14 protein-coding genes are annotated in these 16,775 nt (G+C 67.4%); 9 read left to right on the top strand and 5 right to left on the bottom strand.

What is annotated here, in order from left to right:
- Positions 1-71: 71 nt before the first annotated feature.
- The 4 genes from BFF94_RS11655 to fabI are packed head-to-tail and all read left to right on the top strand — an operon-like array spanning position 72 to position 4,182.
- Positions 72-1,043, top strand: a complete 972-nt coding sequence (locus BFF94_RS11655; protein ID WP_219139360.1) for a phosphate acetyltransferase — start codon at positions 72-74, stop codon at positions 1,041-1,043.
- A gap of 10 nt (positions 1,044-1,053) precedes the next feature.
- Positions 1,054-2,259 carry an acetate/propionate family kinase gene (locus BFF94_RS11650; RefSeq protein WP_219139359.1) on the top strand — a complete coding sequence of 402 codons (1,206 nt, stop codon included), beginning with the start codon at positions 1,054-1,056 and terminating at the stop codon, positions 2,257-2,259.
- 11 nt (positions 2,260-2,270) lie between these two features.
- Positions 2,271-3,392, top strand: coding sequence for an alpha/beta fold hydrolase (locus BFF94_RS11645; RefSeq protein WP_128848010.1), 1,122 nt, complete (start codon positions 2,271-2,273; stop codon positions 3,390-3,392).
- Positions 3,393-3,420: 28 nt separating this feature from the next.
- Positions 3,421-4,182 carry an enoyl-ACP reductase FabI gene (gene fabI, locus BFF94_RS11640; RefSeq protein ID WP_219139358.1) on the top strand — a complete coding sequence of 254 codons (762 nt, stop codon included), beginning with the start codon at positions 3,421-3,423 and terminating at the stop codon, positions 4,180-4,182.
- A 340-nt stretch (positions 4,183-4,522) separates the two neighbouring features.
- Here fabI and BFF94_RS11635 read toward each other — a convergent pair whose 3' ends face one another.
- Both BFF94_RS11635 and BFF94_RS11630 read right to left on the bottom strand, forming a co-directional pair.
- Positions 4,523-5,734 (bottom strand): winged helix-turn-helix domain-containing protein, encoded by a 1,212-nt coding sequence (locus BFF94_RS11635; RefSeq protein ID WP_128845149.1) that lies wholly within the window; start codon positions 5,732-5,734, stop codon positions 4,523-4,525.
- A gap of 380 nt (positions 5,735-6,114) precedes the next feature.
- On the bottom strand, positions 6,115-7,503 hold the full coding sequence (locus BFF94_RS11630; RefSeq protein ID WP_128845147.1) for an MFS transporter: 1,389 nt from the start codon (positions 7,501-7,503) through the stop codon (positions 6,115-6,117).
- Between BFF94_RS11630 and BFF94_RS11625 the strand changes: the two genes are divergently transcribed.
- Positions 7,454-7,843 carry a hypothetical protein gene (locus BFF94_RS11625; RefSeq protein ID WP_219139411.1) on the top strand — a complete coding sequence of 130 codons (390 nt, stop codon included), beginning with the start codon at positions 7,454-7,456 and terminating at the stop codon, positions 7,841-7,843. The genes BFF94_RS11630 and BFF94_RS11625 overlap by 50 nt on opposite strands.
- Complete coding sequence (gene treA, locus BFF94_RS11620; protein WP_128845145.1) at positions 7,840-9,555, top strand: alpha,alpha-trehalase TreA; 1,716 nt, start codon at positions 7,840-7,842, stop codon at positions 9,553-9,555. The genes BFF94_RS11625 and treA overlap by 4 nt, the downstream gene beginning before the upstream one ends.
- Before the next feature lie 96 nt (positions 9,556-9,651).
- Here treA and BFF94_RS11615 read toward each other — a convergent pair whose 3' ends face one another.
- The gene (locus BFF94_RS11615; protein WP_219139357.1) at positions 9,652-11,136 is read right to left on the bottom strand and encodes a carbohydrate porin; all 1,485 of its coding nucleotides are present in this window, start codon (positions 11,134-11,136) and stop codon (positions 9,652-9,654) included.
- 86 nt (positions 11,137-11,222) lie between these two features.
- Positions 11,223-11,492, bottom strand: a complete 270-nt coding sequence (locus tag BFF94_RS11610) for a hypothetical protein (protein WP_219139356.1) — start codon at positions 11,490-11,492, stop codon at positions 11,223-11,225.
- Positions 11,493-12,549: 1,057 nt separating this feature from the next.
- Here BFF94_RS11610 and BFF94_RS11605 point away from each other — a divergent pair.
- Entirely contained in the window at positions 12,550-12,687 is a 138-nt protein-coding gene (locus tag BFF94_RS11605) for a hypothetical protein (protein WP_164497738.1), read from the top strand.
- A 117-nt stretch (positions 12,688-12,804) separates the two neighbouring features.
- Positions 12,805-14,451: an Nramp family divalent metal transporter gene (locus BFF94_RS11600; protein ID WP_128843450.1), complete on the top strand. Its 1,647-nt coding sequence runs from the start codon at positions 12,805-12,807 to the stop codon at positions 14,449-14,451.
- A gap of 123 nt (positions 14,452-14,574) precedes the next feature.
- Here BFF94_RS11600 and BFF94_RS11595 read toward each other — a convergent pair whose 3' ends face one another.
- The gene (locus BFF94_RS11595; RefSeq protein WP_128843449.1) at positions 14,575-15,480 is read right to left on the bottom strand and encodes a helix-turn-helix transcriptional regulator; all 906 of its coding nucleotides are present in this window, start codon (positions 15,478-15,480) and stop codon (positions 14,575-14,577) included.
- A 283-nt stretch (positions 15,481-15,763) separates the two neighbouring features.
- On the opposite strand from BFF94_RS11595, the gene BFF94_RS11590 reads away from it, so the two are divergent.
- Positions 15,764-16,597 carry a helix-turn-helix transcriptional regulator gene (locus BFF94_RS11590; protein ID WP_219139355.1) on the top strand — a complete coding sequence of 278 codons (834 nt, stop codon included), beginning with the start codon at positions 15,764-15,766 and terminating at the stop codon, positions 16,595-16,597.
- Positions 16,598-16,775: the final 178 nt, after the last annotated feature.

Raw genomic sequence — 16,775 nt, 5'->3', positions numbered from 1 at the left:
ACGAGAATCAAACGATCTCGTCCCGTCACGCACCAGAATGCGTTCACGTGATCCTTGCGAAGGGGTAGTCGATGACCGATTTCCGTACGCATCAGAAATACGAAGCGCTGATTGCGCGTTGCCGTGCATTACGCCCGGTGACGGTCGCGGTCGCGCATCCTTGCGATGAGGTATCGCTGCACGCGGCCGTCGCCGCCGCGCGGGCCGGTATCGTCGTGCCCATCCTGGTCGGTCCGACGGCGCGGATCACGGCGCTCGCCGCGACGCTCGACATCGACCTGTCCGGTTATCGGCTTGTCGATGCGCCGCACAGTCACGCGTCGGCCGCGCGCGCCGTCGAGCTGGTGCGCGCGGGCGACGCGCAGGCGCTGATGAAAGGCAGCCTGCATACCGACGAGTTGCTGGAGGAAGTGGTGCGCGCCGACATGGGGTTGCGTACCGGGCGGCGCCTGAGCCACGTGTTCATCATGGACGTGCCGACTTACCACAAGCCGCTGTTCATCACCGACGCGGCCGTCAATATCCGTCCGACGCTCGAGCAGAAGGCCGATATCGTGCAGAACGCGATCGATCTCGCGCACGCGCTCGGCGTCGCCCGGCCGAAGGTGGCGATCCTGTCGGCGGTCGAGACGGTCAGCTCGAAGCTGCCGTCGACGCTCGACGCGGCCGCGCTGTGCAAGATGGCCGAGCGCGGCCAGATCACCGGCGCGCTGCTAGACGGGCCGCTCGCGCTCGACAACGCGATCAGCCCGGAAGCCGCGCGGCTCAAGCATCTCGGTTCCGCGGTCGCGGGCGATGCGGACATCCTCCTCGCGCCCGACCTCGAGGCCGGCAACATGCTCGCGAAGGAGTTGACGTACCTGGCGAATGCCGATGCGGCGGGCATCGTGCTCGGCGCGCGCGTGCCGGTGATCCTGACGAGTCGCGCCGACAGCGAACGCACGCGCCTGGCGAGCTGCGCGGTCGCAGCGCTCGTCGCGGAGGCGGCGCGCGCCACGGCGGCGCCCGTGGCCGCGCCGGCGGTTGCGGCCGACGCACACTGACGGGGCTGCGATGCGACATCCCGTCCTGGTGCTCAACGCCGGCTCGTCGAGCCTCAAGTTCTCGGTCTACGACACGCGCGAGGATCGCTCGCTCGATGCGGGCCTGCACGGGCAGGTCGAGGGCCTGCATGGCGCACCGCATCTGTTCGTGGCCGACGCGCATGGCGCGACGCTCGCCGACAGCCCCGTCGCGCGACCGGGGCATCAAGGCGCGATCGAAGCGCTGCACGCGTGGTTCGCGGCTCACGTCGGGCGGGAGGCCGCGTTCGACGGCGTCGGGCACCGGGTCGTGCATGGCGGCCCGGATTTCACCGCGCCGGTGCGGATCGACGCGCGCGTGCTCGATGCGATTGCGTCGCTTTCGCCGCTCGCGCCGTTGCACCAGCCGCATCACGTCGAGGCGATTCGCGCGGTCGCCGCGGTTGCGCCGGACCTGCCGCAGGTCGCGTGTTTCGACACCGCGTTCCATTCGACGGTGCCGGCGCTCGAACGGGAGTTCGCGTTGCCGCGCGCGCTGACCGAGCAGGGGATCGTGCGCTACGGTTTCCACGGGCTGTCGTACGAGTACATCGCGACGGCGCTCGCGGGGCTCGATCCGTCGTGGGTGCAGCGCCGGACGGTTGTCGCGCACCTCGGCAACGGCGCGAGCCTGTGCGCGCTCGCGAACGGCCGCAGCGTCGCGACGACGATGGGGTTCACGGCCGTTGACGGGCTGCCGATGGGCACGCGCACGGGCGCGCTGGATCCGGGCGTGATCCTGTACCTGCAGCGTCACGAGGGCCGGTCGCTCGACGAGGTCGAGCATCTGATCTACGAGGAATCGGGCTTGCTCGGCGTGTCCGGCGTGTCGAGCGACATGCGCACGCTGCTCGCGAGCGACGCACCGTCGGCCGCGCACGCGGTCGAGCTGTTCGCGTATCGCGCGGCCCGCGAACTCGCCGCGCTGGCCGGCGTGCTCGGTGGTCTCGACACGCTCGTGTTCACGGCGGGCATCGGCGAGCACGCGCCGCGCGTGCGCGAACGGATCTGCAGCCGTGCGGCGTGGCTCGGCGTCGTGCTCGACGACGCGGCGAACGCCGCCGGCCTGCCGGTGATTTCGAGCGACGCGTCACGCGTGACAGTGCGCGTGATCCCGACCGACGAGAACCTGATGATCGCGCGGCACACGCGCCGCGTGCTGGACGACGCGGTCCCTTCCACACCGTATCCGACCTGACGAGACCTTCGATGACAGCACGCGACACGTCTTTCCCTGCCGCCAGCGCCCCCGCGCTGCCGATTTTCTGGCCGATGGCCGCCGCCACGGCGATGTTTGCGGCCGGCTCCGAGATCGCGGCGCGCAATCTGCGCTTCCTCGCGGAAGAGGAGAAGCTCCATTTCGAGGTGCATCCGGCGCTGGCATCGACGAACCGGCCGTTGCTGGAGTTGCGGACGATGACGTTTCGCGATTATTCCGCCGCGCCGGCGCACGGGCTGCCGACGATCGTCGATGCGCCGTATGCGGGGCACAGCGCGATGATCGCGGACTACCAGCCGGGGCAGAGCCTGATGCAGACGCTGCGCGAGCACGGCCTCACGCGTCTGTACCTGACCGACTGGCGCTCGGCCACCGAGGACATGAAGGACCTCGAGATCGACCAGTATCTGGCCGAGCTGAATGTGTGCGTCGACGAGCTCGGCGGCCGCGTGAATCTCGTCGGGCTGTGTCAGGGCGGCTGGATGTCCGCGATGTATGCGGCGCGTTTCCCGCACAAGGTCGCGAGCCTCGTGCTGGCGGGCTCGCCGATCGACACCGACGCGGGCGACGGCCCGATCAAGCGGATGGTGCACACGTATCCGACGTCGTTCTACGAGGAACTCGTCGCGATGGGCGGCGGGCTGATGCGCGGGCGCTTCATGCTGCGCGGCTGGAAGAACATGCATCCCGACCAGCACTATCTCACCGAGCACGTCGACCTGTACGAGCATCTCGACGATCCCGAATACCTGCGCAAGCGCGAGGTGTTCGCGAACTGGTACGAGAGCCCGATCGACCTGCCGGGGCGCTGGTACCTGCAGGCGATCGCGCAGATCTTCAAGGAGAACCGGCTTGCGAAGGGCACGTTCGTCGCGCTCGGGCGCACGCTCGACCTGAAGGACGTCGCGTGCCCGGTGTATCTGCTCGCCGGCGAGGCCGACGACATCACGACGCCGGAGCAGGTGTTCGGGGCGCGAGACCTTCTCGGGACGCCGGCGTCGCGGATCGAGAGCCGGCTCGTGCCGGGCGGCCATATCGGCCTGTTCATGGGGTCGCGCACGCTGACGACGGTGTGGCCGGACATCGCCCGGTGGATCGCGGCGCAGCAGTAGGCCGGTGCGGCTCGACAGGGGAAACGACATGACGTTGCGACGCAAGCGTGGGCTCGTCGTCGGCATCGCGAACGAGCAGAGCATCGCGTGGGGATGCGCGCGTGCGTTTTGCCGGGCGGGCGCGACGCTCGCGGTGACCTGGCAGTCGGAGAAGACCTTGCCGCACGTCGAGCCGCTGTTCGCGCAACTCGACGCGCCGATCCGGATGCCGCTCGACGTCGGGCGGCCCGACCAGATGGCGGCGGTATTCGACGCGATCGCCGTGCAATGGGGCGCGATCGACTTCGTGCTGCATTCGGTGGCGTATGCACCGAGGGCCGATCTGCACGGCCGCGTGGTCGACAGTTCGCCGGAAGGCTTCGCGTTGGCGATGGATACCTCGTGCCATTCGTTCATCCGGATGGCGAGGCTCGCCGAGCCGCTGATGACGCGAGGCGGCAGCCTGATGGCGATGAGCTATCTCGGCGCGGACCAGGTCGTCGCGAACTATGGGGTGATGGGGCCGGTCAAGGCCGCGCTCGAAGCGAGCGTGCGGTACCTGGCGGCCGAACTCGGCGGCACGGGCATTCGCGTCAACGCGATTTCGCCGGGCGTGCTGCCGACGCGCGCGGCGTCGGGCCTGCCGGACTTCGACCGGCTGCTTGACGATACCGCGCGCCGGGCGCCGCTGCATCACGCGCTGGACATCGACGACGTCGGCGCGTTCTGCGCGTTCCTTGCCGGCGACGGCGCACGGGCGATCACGGGCGGCACGCACTATATCGACGCCGGCATGCACATGCTCGGCTAGGGCCTGTTCACGCTAATAACGGGCTTGCGAACGTGCCTTTCCGCCCGTCCCCCAAGGGGACTTCCTTCGGGGCGCGTGCAAGGAGAGAGGAGGCGCAATAGCCGTAGCTATTGCAACGACGAACGACGCCGCAATGCGGGCGGAAAGGCACGTTCCCCTGTTTGGAAAAAATCATTCGTGGGGCTGGCCCCCAGAAGGGCCGATCGCCGCGTCATACTCCTCGCGAATACGTCGAGTATTCGCTTCGTCGTATTCCTTGCGCTCGGCCCTTCTGGGGGCCAGCGCAAGCCCGTTATTAGCGTGAACAGGCCCTAGGCCCTATGCCGGCGGCACGCGACCGTCAGGTGCGCGCGAATGCCTGCACGAGGGCCGGCGGTGCGTGCGTGACCGTCACCTCCGGCGTGCCGTGCCACGCCGCGAGTTTCTTCACGGCCTTTGCGACGTCGGCCGCGAGCCCCGTGCCGAACCGCACGCCCGGCTCGACATGCACGGCCTTCAGTTCGAACGTGCCGAGCGCGCGATGCGCTTTCGCATCGATGCGGCCGACCAGCCGGCCGCGATGCAGCACGGGCAGGCAGAAATAACCGTAGCGCCGCTTGTGCCCGGGCGTATAGCACTCGATCGTGTAATCGAATCCGAACAGCGTCGATGCGCGCCGCCGGTCCCAGACGACCGGATCGAACGGCGACAGCAGCGTCGTGACCGTCGAGCGCAGCGTGTCGGCTTCGGCGGCCGGCAGCAACGCGTCGAGCGAGCGATGCACGTAGGCCGGCTCGTTCCAGCCGGCGATCTGCACCGGAACCAGGTCGCCCGCGTCCGCGAGCCGCTCCAGTTCCGCGTGGTACGAACGGCGCGGCAGCCGGTAATAGTCGGCCACCCAGTCCGCGCGCACGACGCCGAGCGCGCGGCACGTGTAGTCGAGCAGCGCGGGCAGCACGGCCTCGCGCGGCGGCAGGTCGCGCGTGTCGTCCCAGCCGGGCAGCACGCGCTCGCGCACGTCGTACACGCGCTGGAAATTGCGGCGTTCCGACACCATCAGGTCGCCGGTCGTGAACAGCACCTCCAGGTGCCGCTTCTCGGGCTTGCGATCCCACCATCCGTTGCCCTTCACGCCATCCTCGCGCGCGAAATCGGCCGACCGCACGGGGCCCTCGTCGCGAATCCGCGCGAGCAGCCGCTCGATGTCGGGACGATTCTGCTCATGCCACTCGGCCGCGTATTTCCAGCCCATCCCCGACGGATCGAGCATCTTGTAGCGCATCAGCCCGAACTGCTCGACGGGCAGGAAGCAGGCTTCGTGCGACCAGTATTCGAACAGGCGCGCCTCGGCGAGATGTTCGTCGAGCCACTGCGGCGAGAAATCGCCGAGACGGCTGAACAGCACCAGATACGGGCTGCGCGCGACGACGTGAATCGTGTCGATCTGCAACTGCGCCATCCGGCGGATCGTATCGAGTACGTCGGATTTGGTCGCCTTGCGGCGCGGCGGCGTCAGCAGGCCCTGCGCGGCGAGATGCAGCGCGCGGGCGGCGGCGGGCGAGAGCGTAAGCATCGGCATGGCGGCTGAGGGTGGCGGTCGGCGATCACTTTAGCGCGAAAGCGGCGGGCGCGTGCGACGCGCCGATGCAACGCGTCTGACAATGCTTGACAGATGCGTTTCGCAAGTTTCCCTATAGTGCAGTTCATGGCGCGACGACAAGTGCGCGCAACGATTCCGCTTCCGACGCACATATGTCAATGGCACGCAGGAAGCGAATCCGGGATTCTCAACCCCCATCGGGAGACCCGGAGCCCTGAGCGGACATCCATGCGGCTGTGCACCGGCCCCGTGTGGATGTCCGCTGATTTTTTTGTTTTTCCGGTTCGCGTCGCGGGCCGCTTTTCCTTCCGCCCGCTCCGCCTTTTCCCGCTCGTCTGCTTATTGCTTATTGCCTACTGCCGCTTGCCGCGCGCGACTTCGTCGCCGGCGCCGGGCGGCAGCCGCCGCGTGATCGGAATCGACGCGAACGAGCACAGCCCGACCACGAGAAACGCGGGCCAGAAATCCGACCACACCATCGTCTGATGGCCCTGCAGCCAGTGCGACAGATGCAGCACGAGGCCGGCCACCGTCACGCCGAGGCCGAGCGACATCTGCTGCACGACGCTGCCGAGGCTCGTCGCGCGGCCCGCGTCGCGCGGCGAGATATCCGCGTAGATCATCGAATTCAGGCTCGTGAATTGCAGCGCGGGGAAGATGCCGCCGACGAGCACGATCAGCCAGATCGCCCAGGTCGGCATGCCGGGATGGAACACGCCGTACGCGGCGATCGCGAGGCCCGCGAATGCCGCGTTGTAGATCAGCACCGTGCGAAAGCCGAAGCGGCGCAGCGTATGCGTGGCCGTCGAGCGGCTCATCGCGCCGCCGAGCGCGGACGCGCATGTGATGAGCCCCGAATGGAACGCGCTCATGCCGAGCCCTTCCTGCAGCGCGAGCGGCAGCAGGAACGGCACCGCGCCGAGGCCGATGCGGAACAGCGACCCGCCGACGACGCTCGCGTGGTAGGTCGGGATCTTCAGGAAACTGAGGTCGAGCACCGGGCGCTCCTTGCGGCGCGCGTACGGCACGTACAGCGCGAGCATCACGGTGCCGGCCACGCACATGGCGATGGCGTTCGAGCGCGACGTGAGCGCACCGTCGATCAGCGTGAGGCCCATCAGCAGCAGCGCGGCGCCGCTGGCCGACAGCAGGAAGCCGAACCAGTCGAGCGGGCCCGGATCGGGCTCGTGCGTGTTCGCGATGTGCTTGCTGGCGAGATAGATCCCGTAGATGCCGATCGGCACGTTGATGAAGAAGATCATCCGCCAGTGCAGGTAGGTCGTGATGAAGCCGCCGACGAGCGGCCCGACCGTGGGCCCGAACAGCGCGGGAATCGCGAGGTAGTTCATCGCGCGCACGAGATCGGAGCGCGGCACCGCGCGGAAGATGATGATGCGGCCGACCGGCACCATCATCGCGCCGCCGACACCCTGTATGAAGCGCGCGAACGTGAGCACGCCGAGCGAATTGGAGGCCGCGCACATCAGCGAGCCGACGACGAAGATGCCGATCGCGGTGCGGAAGACGGAGCGTGCGCTGAAGCGATCGGCGAGCCAGCCGCAGATCGGGATGAACACGCCGAGCCCGACCACGTAGGCCGTGATCGCAATGTTCAGTGTGACGGGGTTGTGCCCGAAGTCCCTCGCCATCGCGGGCAATGCGGTGACGATGATGTTCGCGTCGACGCTTTCCATGAACAACGCACAGGCAACGATGAGCGGTGCTAGAAAGACGGGCGACATGGGCTGGGCGCGCGGTAAAGGCGTCATTATGCCCACAATGTGGTCGTTGCGTCACGTGCGACAACGGTTGTTCCGCATGTTGCAACAGTCGTTCCTGTTTGCGTGCGCGGAAGAAGAGACGACTGCCGCGTCGGCTGCGATGCGTGACATGACACATGACAGCGGTGTGCCGTCGCGGCCGCGAAACTTGCGTGCGGTGCGCGTTTCATGCGACAGTCGGACCTCACTCGCATTCCGGACACAACGACGCGCATCGATCGAAAACCATCGAGACGAGCGCGCGCGCGAACGAGACCTCGTGCCGATCCACTCACCATCGAAAGGAGGGGACACGCCATGACGTCACGTCGTGCCGCATCGATTGCATCTCGCTTCCCGGTTCGTCTCTCGTCTCATCTCGCACCGCCCGCGCCGCGTCTTCGCTGGGCCGCCGCACTGGTCGTCGCGTATCTCGCGGTCGCCGGCTGCGCCGCACAGGCGGACAACGCGAACCAGGCCGCCGTTCAGGCGGCCGCGCCACCCGCGGCCGCGGTTGCCGGCCCCGCGTCAGGCACGCTGCTGCCGCCGCCGAGCCAGCTCTACGGCGACCTGTTCGTCGCGGTGCAGACCGCGCAGCTCTATCCCGACCAGAAGACCTTCGTCGACGCGACGCCCGATACCGATCCCGCGACGATCCTGCAGTTGTATCAGCAACAGAAATCGCAGCCGGGCTTCTCGCTGAAGACGTTCGTCGGCCAGCACTTCACGCCGCCACCGGAAGGCGGCGTGACGCCGCCGCCGAACCAGACGCTGCGCCAGCATATCGACTGGCTGTGGCCGCAGCTCACGCGCACGAGTACGACGGTGCCGCCGTACGGTTCGCTGATCGCGATGCCGAAGCCGTATGTCGTGCCGGGCGGCCGCTTCCGCGAAGGCTACTACTGGGATACCTATTTCACGATGCTCGGGCTGCAGGTGTCGGGGCGCGAGGATCTCGTCGACGACATGCTCGACAACTTCGCGCATCTGATCGACACGATCGGGCACATCCCGAACGGCAACCGCACGTACTACGCGAGCCGCTCGCAGCCGCCGTTCTTCGCGTACATGGTCACGCTCGCCGCGCAGGTGGAAGGCGACAAGGTCTACCAGAAATACCTGCCGGAACTGCGCAAGGAGCATGCGTACTGGATGCAGGGCGAAACCACGACGCCGCGCGGGCAGGCCACGCGCCACGTGGTCGCGATGCCCGACGGCGCGGTGCTGAACCGCTACTGGGACGCGAGCGATACGCCGCGCGACGAGTCGTATCTCGAGGACGTGACGACCGCGAAGTCGGTGCCCGGCCGCCCGGCGAACGACGTGTACCGCGACCTGCGCGCGGGCGCCGAAAGCGGCTGGGACTACAGCTCGCGCTGGTTCGGCGACGGCAAGACGCTCGCGACGATCCGCACGACGTCGATCGTGCCGGTCGACCTGAATAGCCTGATGTTCCATCTCGAGACGACGATCGTGAAGGGCTGCACGGTCACGCGCGATATCGGATGCGTGACCGATTTTTCAGCGCGCGCGGCGCGGCGCGCGGCCGCGATCAACCGCTATCTGTGGAACCGCCGCGGCTATTACGGCGACTACGACTGGCAACTGCGCAAGCCGCGCGACGGCGTGACGGCGGCCGCGCTGTATCCGCTGTTCGCGGGTGTCGCGTGGCCCGAGCGTGCGAAGGCGACCGCGCGCGAGGTGCGCAAGACGCTGCTGCAGCCGGGCGGCCTCGCGACGACGACCGAGAACACGGGCCAGCAGTGGGACGCGCCGAACGGCTGGGCGCCGCTGCAGTGGATCGCGATCGACGGGCTGCGCCGCTATGGCGAACCGGCGCTGGCGAAGGACATCGGCACGCGTTTCCTGTCCGACGTGAAGCAGGTGTATGCGACCGAAGGCAAGCTCGTCGAGAAGTACGTGGTCGAAGGCGCCGGCACGGGCGGCGGCGGTGGCGGCGAATATCCGTTGCAGGACGGTTTCGGCTGGACCAACGGCGTCACGCTGAAACTGCTCGGGCTGTACGGCGAGTGACGCGCGGCGCGGGCCGCGCGCTCGCGCTGCAAGAAAAAGCACGGGCCGGACTGTCGCGCGAGCGGCCGTCCGGCCCGTTTTCGTATGCGGCTTGCGTCAGAACGTGATCGTCGTGCGCACGCCGACCACCGTTTCGTTGCCGATGCGCGCACCCGCCGCGTTCGGGTTCGGGATGCCGCCGCCCGGGCGGAAGAAGTGCTGCAGGTCGGCCTGCAATTGCCACCACGGCGTGACCTGGTACTGGTAGGTCGCCTCGACGACCGTCTCCGCGCGGCGCACCGGATAGCCGGGCGTCGTGTACGCGCCGGTGTCGCCGTCGAGGCCACGCGCATGCGAGCCGATCTTCGTGTAGCCGACCGCGAGGCCCGCGACGTCGTTGTCGCGTCCGGCGAACGGCGCCTTCAGCGTGACGCCTGCATTGGCGGCGAAATCGACGAGATTGCGATCGCCCGGCGCGCCCATCACGCGCGCGAACACGCCGACCGAGCGCGGGCTGTCGGCCGACCGCCACACCATCTGGTCCGCGACCGCATAGAACCCGTAGTTGCCGCGATGGGTGGCCGGCATGCCGTTGCTCGCCGGATTCGCGAGCGACAGGCCGTCGGTGCCGAAGCGCGGGTCGTTCGCATGCTGCGACTGATACCAGAAGCCGAGCTTGTACGTACCCGGCAGGCCGGCCGGCTGCGGCGCCTTCGGATCGGCGGGCGGCGCGTTCAGCGCGTACTGCACTTCGCCGATCACGAATGCGCCGCTGCGCAGGTTGAAGTTGGTGCCGTGCGCGTTCAGTCGCTGCGCGTCGCCGTCGGTGCGGCCGGCCGGGTTGCCGTCGAACACGCCGACCATCGCGGTCCACGCGTCGGCCGGCTGCACGCGCAGCCGCACGCCGAGCGACGACAGCGGATACGCGGGGCCGCCTGCCGGCAGGTCGGTGGCCGGCAGCACGGGCCAGCCGAACGTGGCGTTCATGAAGGTCGCCGCGTTCTGGCTCACCATGAATTCCTGGTCGACGCTCTGCTGGCCGACCTTCACGTCGGCCTTGCCGTCGAGGAACGCCTGCTGGTACCAGAGCTCCCACAGGCGCGTGGTCGAATTCGCCTCGATGCCGGTCGCGGTCTGCAGCGTCTGCAGATAGCGCTGCGTGAGGTTGGTGCCGTGAATCTGCAGCCCCGACACGTTGAACGTGCCGCCCGGCAGGCCGATCGCCTTGCCCGTGTCGACGTTGAAACCGAATTGCGTGAGCCCCTGGTACGCGCCGCCGCGATTCGTGCCGCCGGACGTGTTGTACAGGTACTCGCTGGTTTCCTGCAGGCTCAGCGTGACGCCGTGATCGCCGAGCAGGTCGCGCAGGCCGCCCATGTTGCCGAGCAGGTTCGAGCGCTCCCAGAAGCCGGTGGGGGCGGGCGCGGCAGCATCGGCGGCCTGTTGTGCGGGAGCGGCGGCGTCGCTGGCGCCGGCCGCCGGTTCGGCCGCGGCCGGCGATGGCGCTTGCGCGAACGCGGGCGCGACGGCGAGCGACAGCAGCAGCGTGGCGAGCGCATCGAGGCGGAGCTTGCGCGGGACGGAGTCGAGGTCATTCTTCATGCGGGTTCCGTTGACGGTTTGATTAGTTAGGCTGACGAAGTGCAAACGTGATTCGGGAAGCGTGGCACGGCCGCGCGGCGACGGGGTTACGACAGCCAGCCGCCGACGCGCCACACCTGCGCGAAGCCGAGGCGTGACGCCGCCGCGCACAGCAGCGCGGCGAGCGCGACCGCGGCCGCCGTCGCGGCGACCAGCACGCAGTCGAGCGGGCGGGGCGCTGCCGGCATGCAGGCGAGCGCCGTGCCGCGCCAGTTGCTGAATGCGTGCGCGAGCGGCGAGAGGCCGGATGCGAACGAATGGTCGCACGCGACGTGCACGATGCGCTTGAGTCTGACCGCGAACGATTGGAAGAACATGACACTGCCTCCGTCCGGTCCGGCGGAGGCCGGACGACGTGATCGAGCGCGGGCGCATGACGCGGCCTGCGATCGGAGGGTGGAACATAACGGAGCGTGCGACGGACGAACCGGCAATGGCCGGCCCGGGAGGAGGCGCGCTAACCCGACGAATGCGAGCTAGCGGCGAAAGACATGCGTCTGGCTGCTATCTCGCGATGGCTTGGCCGGCCTGGGCCGGCATCGAACTGCAACTAGAGCATGTGTCCACGGAGGGACTCCCTTGATGAATTGGGGCGGATTGTAGTCGCGACTTTTGCTGCGGTGCAAGTAAAAAACGCATAAAAGATGAGGCATGTGGCGTGCACGTCGCAGCGGCACGGGACGGGTAGGAGGAGCGGAGCGCAGGCCGCCGCGCCGTTGTTCGCACACATCGGCCAGTGATCGCGCCGTGACGCGCTGAAAGGTTTCGGCGCGTCGTTTCAAGGGCAAATCTTTCAGTCGCGTAAAGCGGGAAATTTATTTCGGGAAATGGGGTTTCAAGGGGTTGACTTCACTTTCGGGCGATCCATAGAATCCGCCATCTTCACTCTTGGGGCCGCCGCCTTGGACGCCTGCAGTAGTCGATCTTCGAACGAAATTTCCGCCTGAGCGACCGACGTCCGCGCCTCATCGAAGCCGCCGTTTGTCTCCCGGGCAAACGGTGCGCGCAGCAGTACTCCGCAGCAACTCCCTACGTGCACCCTGATTCGCGCCGGTTAGCGTGATGCGTTTTCGCATGCGCCGTCCGGTTTCACCGCCGCCAGGCAGGCGGCCGCGTTCGCGCATGCCTCGTTCAGGCATCGCGAATGCCGGCCCGCAAGCTGACGGTGGCCAACCGTGTTCTCTGGAACACCGCACAGGAGCCGTGATGAACGACAGTGACAGTTGTCCCTTATGCCCGTTGCACACAGACCCTTTTGAACCCGGGTCGCAGGGACAATCCGGCCGACTAGCCTGACACGTCGTTCAGGCCCCGGACTGGCCCGGCGCCCACCACGCGGCCGGCACGCCTGCCGTCGCCGCACGGAGCCAGACCATGAACTTCGGCCTTCTGCTGTCGAATCTTCCGCACGTCACGGATTCGCGCAACCACTACGACGCGATGCTGACGTTCGACGTCCGTCCGCGGGTGTTCTCGCGCCTGTTGAGCCGGCTGAAATCGTTGATCCGCTGAAAAGAACCGCCGAGCGCGCCTCGGCATGCGCACGCGCCGCCGCCTTCGAGCGGCTGCCCCGCGCGCATTCCAAGGTCGCATGCTCATCGGATAACCCTTAGCCGTACGGAACACATCATGTCCACGCCATCCAACGTTTCTCCACCGATCGCCGCCGAACGCAGCGCCGTGCTCGACGAAGCGCACGTCGGCGACATCCGCGGCGCGCTCGGCACGATCGCGCATCACGACACCGCCGCGCGCGGCACGTGGTGGGCGCGCCTGCGCACGCTGCTCGCGATCATCGGCCCCGGCCTCATCGTGATGGTCGGCGACAACGATGCCGGCGCATTCGGCACCTACACGCAGGCCGGCCAGAACTACGGCACGACGCTGCTGTGGACGCTGCTGCTGCTCGTGCCCGTGCTGTACGTGAACCAGGAAATGGTGCTGCGCCTCGGTGCGGTCACGGGCGTCGGCCATGCGCGACTGATCTTCGAGCGCTTCGGCAAGTTCTGGGGTGCGTTCAGCGTGATCGACCTGTTCCTGCTCAATGCGCTCACCATCGTCACCGAGTTCATCGGCATCACGTTCGTGCTCGATTTCTTCGGGCTTCCGAAGGTGGCCGGCGTGTGCGTGGCCGCCGCGCTGACGATGGCCGCGGTGAGTACCGGCGATTTCAGGCGCTTCGAGCGGTTCGCGATCGGGCTGTGCGTGATGAGCCTGCTGCTCGTGCCGGTGCTCGTATCGATTCATCCGCCCGTCGCGCAGATGACGAGCGATTTCTTCGTGCCGAACTGGCCCGCGCACGCGAAGCTGTCGGACGTGATGCTGCTCGTGATCGGCATCGTCGGGACGACCGTCGCGCCATGGCAGTTGTTCTTCCAGCAGAGCTACGTGATCGACAAGCGCATCACGCCGCGCTTCATGAAGTATGAAAAGGCCGACCTGTGGATCGGCATCGCGTTCGTGCTGGTGGGTGCGGTCGCGATGATCGGCTTCAGCGCCGCGCTGTTCGGCGGGCATCCGGAAGCCGGCAACTTCACCGACGCGGGCGGCATCATCGCGGGCCTCGAGAGATATGCGGGCCGCACGAGCGCGACGCTGTTCGCGGTGGCGCTGCTCGACGCGTGCATCATCGGCGCGGCGGCCGTGTCGCTGTCCACCGCCTATGCGATCGGCGACGTGTTCAAGATCCGCCACTCGCTGCACCGCGGCGTGTCCGATGCGAAGGGCTTCTATCTCGTGTACTTCGGCATCGTCGCGGCCGCGGCCACGCTCGTGTTGATTCCGGGCAGCCCGCTCGGCCTGCTGACCGAAGCCGTGCAGACGCTCGCGGGCGTGCTGCTGCCGAGCGCGACGGTATTTCTGCTGGTGCTGTGCAACGACCGCCAGGTGCTCGGCCCGTGGATCAACTCGACGAAGCTCAACGTGTTCACCGGTGCGGTGATCTGGGTGCTGGTGCTGCTGTCGATCATCCTGACCGCGTCGGTGATGTATCCGGATATCAGCGGCGAAGCGATCGTCGACGTGCTGGTGGGCGGCACCGTGCTTGCGATCGCGGGCTATCTCGCAACGGTATTGATTCGCCGCAACAAGCGCGTCGTCGAACCGGCCGTCGATCGCTCGTTGCGCGACACGTGGCGCATGCCGCCGCTCGAAACGCTCGAGCCGCGGAACATGACGCTCGCGACGCGGATCTGGATGGCCGTGCTGCGCGGCTATCTCGTGATCGCGGTCGGTCTCGTGATCGTCAAGGTCGTGCAGATGACGCTGCTGAAGTAGCGCAGCGCGTTTGACAGGAAGCGGCGCCGGACCCAGCACCGCGCCGCAACCCGCACATGCCGGCCCGCGAGGCCGGCATGTGCGTATACGCGTCCGTTTTCCGGAAGCAGCGATGCGCCGCCGTCAGATCAGCTCGAGCTTCGACGTCAGGTACGTGAGCTGGATCCGGTTCGCGACGCCGAAGCGCTTGCGCAGTTTGCGCAGGTGATAGTCGACGTTGTGCGCGCTGGTGTCGAGGCGCCGGCCGATCTCCTTGTCGGATGCGCCTTCGGCAATGCCGAGCAGCAGTTCCTGCTCGAACGGCGTGAGCCCGTTCACCGCACGCTCGCGCGACGTCGAGATCAGTTGCGGCGACGCGAACTTGTGCACCGACAGCCCGATCGACAGCGCCTGCTCGATCGTCGCCGGCGTGATCCATTCGCGCGTGCGGCGCGGCGCGGTGAAGCTCGTGAACGCATGCAGCCGCGTGCCGGGAACGGCCATCGAATACATGATGCCGCTGCACATCCCGTCGTCCTGCATCGTCTGCAGGAAGCCGTCGAGCGCGGCCGGGCTCACGCGCGGGCCGTCGCCGCGTTCGCGATGCTCGCGGCGCAACTGCTGCAGGTCCCATACGATCGGCATGTTGCCTACGCGTGCGCCGAGCGTGCGCGGATCGACGTCGTGATGGTTGTGCCGCACGTAGTCGCCGCGATAGGTGGCCGGCGTGAACGCTTCGTGCAGGTAGAGACTTTCGACACGTTCGCGCGCGAATTCGAGCGCGAAGTACGCGAACGTCGAGAAGCCCGTGAGGTGCAGCAGGCTCGCGACGATCCGGTTGCGCTCGGCCGTGCTCTGCGCATCCGCGAGCGTATCGGCGACGCCGAGCTTCGGCGCGTGCGGCTGCGTGACGTCGCCGCGCTTCACGTCGTCGCACCAGACGACCTGCACGGTACGCTCCCGCAGCGCATCCGCGCATGTGTTCAACCCGCGCGGCGGGCGGGAAAAGCTTGGGGCGACCGCTTCTTCATGCAATGCAATATCGGACATGAGACATCCCTCGGAATCGACGCGCATCGCCTGGCGGCGGCCGTATCGTTCACGGCATTCGCGGCGGTGCGATCGAGCTTCGTTTTGATATGCGCCGATCGTCATCCCTGACGAAACGCGGGGGCATTGTACAAAAATGCCTGTGTACGCGTAATATGCCGTAATACTAATTGCGGCGAAAGTTTCATATTCGCACGCATATAACGATGACCAGAAAATCATAAAGAAAAGACCAGATCGTGACGGGGCGCAGTTTCACATATTGGGAAAGGGCGGGCTCCTCATGACACATGCTGACGGCGCACCACGCGTCGAGTGGTTCTCACAAGCCGATATAACGGCCGCTGCCGCTTATTCGAACGAATATCAGGCAATCGAGCGCGACGTTCTTACCGGCATTCAAATCGGATTCGGTAAAACCGACCTTGCTCCGGTCGATTTCACGCAATGCCATGCGCGATTGCGGCAAATCGGATTCAGCACGCTCGGTTACGGCGCCTATGAAATGATCGGGCGGCGCATCCTGTGCGCGCATCTGCTGCGCGACCTCGCGCCGGCGACGTTCATGCAGCCGTTTATCGAAGGCATGCTGTACGAGAGCGATCCGCGGTTCGCGCAGGTGCGGCAGAGCGGCTTTCCGGTCGCGTGGCGGCTCGACGAGATCGAGTCGGCCGCGCAGGGCAGCGGCGACCGCAAGGTGCTGGCGCTCGCCGGCCATCTGCGCGCGCACGCGATGAACAGCGGCGTGATCTTCGGCCTGTCGGCGCCGCGCCTCGACCTGCGCGTCGCGGTGAACGTGACGTCGGAGACGCACGGCACCGACTGGATCGACGACCGCGTAATTGGCGGCGCGCTGTCGGTGAGCCTCGCGGTGCATCGCGTCGCGCTGCCGTTCCTCGAGGCGCGCATCGCGCGCATGCGCGGCTTCGCGCTCGGCGACGAGCAGCAGCAGGTGCTCGACCGTCTCGTGCACGGGCTGTCCGACCAGGAGATCGCGAGCGCGTTGCGCACGTCGCTGCACAAGGTCGGCCACCACATCCGCTCGCTCGAAAAACTCTTCAACGTGCAGAACCGCGCGCAGCTCGCGTACCTCGCCGCGCGGCGGCTGCCGTCCTGACCTGACGCGCACCTGACGCGCGCGCCGGCGGCCCGGCGCGCGATGGAAGCGGTTCCGGCGACGCGTGCCCGAACGTGCCGCCGGGTTTCGTAGTCCGATCCGATCGTCGCCGGGAAACGCGCTTTCACGCTACGAGGTGCATCCCTTTTTCCATCGTTACCCGTCGCTACACTCATCG

This window comes from Burkholderia catarinensis (assembly GCF_001883705.2).
Classification (GTDB): domain Bacteria; phylum Pseudomonadota; class Gammaproteobacteria; order Burkholderiales; family Burkholderiaceae; genus Burkholderia; species Burkholderia catarinensis.
Note: the sequence above shows the minus strand (reverse complement) of the source record. Positions and strands in the feature narration are given on the sequence as shown.

Excerpts from the sequence above, each read along its gene's own strand:
- BFF94_RS11605 (WP_164497738.1), top strand. The coding sequence starts at position 12,550 with ATGAACTTCGGCCTTCTGCTGTCGAATCTTCCGCACGTCACGGATTCG.
- BFF94_RS11635 (WP_128845149.1), bottom strand. The coding sequence starts at position 5,734 with ATGCTTACGCTCTCGCCCGCCGCCGCCCGCGCGCTGCATCTCGCCGCG.
- fabI (WP_219139358.1), top strand. The coding sequence starts at position 3,421 with ATGACGTTGCGACGCAAGCGTGGGCTCGTCGTCGGCATCGCGAACGAG.
- treA (WP_128845145.1), top strand. The coding sequence starts at position 7,840 with ATGACGTCACGTCGTGCCGCATCGATTGCATCTCGCTTCCCGGTTCGT.
- BFF94_RS11645 (WP_128848010.1), top strand. The coding sequence starts at position 2,271 with ATGACAGCACGCGACACGTCTTTCCCTGCCGCCAGCGCCCCCGCGCTG.
- BFF94_RS11615 (WP_219139357.1), bottom strand. The coding sequence starts at position 11,136 with ATGAAGAATGACCTCGACTCCGTCCCGCGCAAGCTCCGCCTCGATGCG.
- BFF94_RS11595 (WP_128843449.1), bottom strand. The coding sequence starts at position 15,480 with ATGTCCGATATTGCATTGCATGAAGAAGCGGTCGCCCCAAGCTTTTCC.
- BFF94_RS11600 (WP_128843450.1), top strand. The coding sequence starts at position 12,805 with ATGTCCACGCCATCCAACGTTTCTCCACCGATCGCCGCCGAACGCAGC.
- BFF94_RS11630 (WP_128845147.1), bottom strand. The coding sequence starts at position 7,503 with ATGTCGCCCGTCTTTCTAGCACCGCTCATCGTTGCCTGTGCGTTGTTC.
- BFF94_RS11625 (WP_219139411.1), top strand. The coding sequence starts at position 7,454 with ATGAACAACGCACAGGCAACGATGAGCGGTGCTAGAAAGACGGGCGAC.
- BFF94_RS11590 (WP_219139355.1), top strand. The coding sequence starts at position 15,764 with ATGACACATGCTGACGGCGCACCACGCGTCGAGTGGTTCTCACAAGCC.
- BFF94_RS11655 (WP_219139360.1), top strand. The coding sequence starts at position 72 with ATGACCGATTTCCGTACGCATCAGAAATACGAAGCGCTGATTGCGCGT.
- BFF94_RS11650 (WP_219139359.1), top strand. The coding sequence starts at position 1,054 with ATGCGACATCCCGTCCTGGTGCTCAACGCCGGCTCGTCGAGCCTCAAG.
- BFF94_RS11610 (WP_219139356.1), bottom strand. The coding sequence starts at position 11,492 with ATGTTCTTCCAATCGTTCGCGGTCAGACTCAAGCGCATCGTGCACGTC.